Below are 1,371 nucleotides of genomic sequence, written 5' to 3' on the forward strand. Positions count from 1 at the left end.
GTAGGGCAGGTTGAACTGCGCGCCCACGGCCAGCTCTTCGATCATGAACTGGAAGTCGTAGTCACCCGACAGCGCGACGACCTTGCGCTTGGGATCGGCCTTGACCACGCCCAGGGCGGCGGGGATGGTCCAGCCCAGCGGGCCGGCCTGGCCGCAGTTGATCCAGTGACGCGGCTTGTACACGTGCAGGAACTGCGCGCCGGCGATCTGCGACAGGCCGATGGTGCTGACGTAGCAGGTGTCCTTGCCGAACACCTGGTTCATCTCTTCGTAGACGCGCTGCGGCTTGACCGGCACGTTGTCGAAGTGGGTCTTGCGCTGCAGGCTCGACTTGCGCTGCTGGCAGTCTTGCAGCCACTCGCCGCGGTTCTTGAGCTTGCCGGCGGCCTTCCACTCGCGGGCCACTTCGATGAAGGCATCCAGCGCGGCGCCGGCATCGGAGACGATCCCCAGGTCGGGGGTGAACACGCGGCCGATCTGGGTCGGTTCGATGTCCACGTGGATGAAGGTGCGGCCTTCGGTGTAGACGTCGACCGAACCGGTGTGGCGGTTGGCCCAGCGGTTGCCGATGCCGAACACCAGGTCGGACTTGAGCAGGGTGGCGTTGCCGTAGCGGTGCGAGGTTTGCAGGCCGACCATGCCGACCATCTGCGGGTGGTCGTCAGGGATGGTGCCCCAGCCCATCAGGGTCGGGATGACCGGCACGCCGGTCAGTTCGGCGAACTCGACCAGCTTGTCGCTGGCGTCGGCGTTGATGATGCCGCCACCGGCGACGATCAGCGGGCGCTCGGCTTCATTGAGCATGGCCAGGGCCTTCTCGGCCTGGACGCGGTTGGCCGCTGGCTTGTGGACCGGCAGGGGTTCGTAGGCGTCGATGTCGAATTCGATCTCGGCCATCTGCACGTCGAACGGCAGGTCGATCAGCACGGGGCCCGGGCGGCCGGTGCGCATTTCGTAGAAGGCTTTCTGGAAGGCGTAGGGCACCTGGCCCGGTTCCAGGACGGTGGTGGCCCACTTGGTCACCGGCTTGACGATGTTGGTGATGTCGACGGCCTGGAAGTCTTCCTTGTGCAGGCGTGCGCGCGGGGCCTGGCCGGTGATGCAGAGGATCGGGATGGAGTCGGCCGAGGCACTGTACAGGCCGGTGACCATGTCGGTGCCGGCAGGGCCGGAGGTGCCGATGCACACGCCGATGTTGCCGGGGTTGGCGCGGGTGTAGCCCTCGGCCATGTGCGAGGCGCCTTCGACGTGACGAGCGAGGACGTGATCGATGCCACCGACTTTCTTCAGGGCCGAGTAAAGCGGGTTGATGGCAGCCCCCGGGATGCCGAACGCGGTATCTACACCTTCACGGCGCATGACCAGAACGGC

Annotated in this window: 1 protein-coding gene; it reads right to left on the reverse strand. The window is 66.3% G+C overall.

The genetic code is table 11. From position 1 onward, the window contains the following. Nucleotides 1–1,371: glyoxylate carboligase (gene gcl / locus WCE05_RS25790; protein WP_368816813.1), on the reverse strand; the 1,371-nt coding region annotated here is incomplete at both ends.

Source organism: Pseudomonas sp. I2 (assembly GCF_040984075.1).
In the GTDB taxonomy this organism is placed as follows: Bacteria; Pseudomonadota; Gammaproteobacteria; order Pseudomonadales; family Pseudomonadaceae; genus Aquipseudomonas; species Aquipseudomonas guariconensis_B.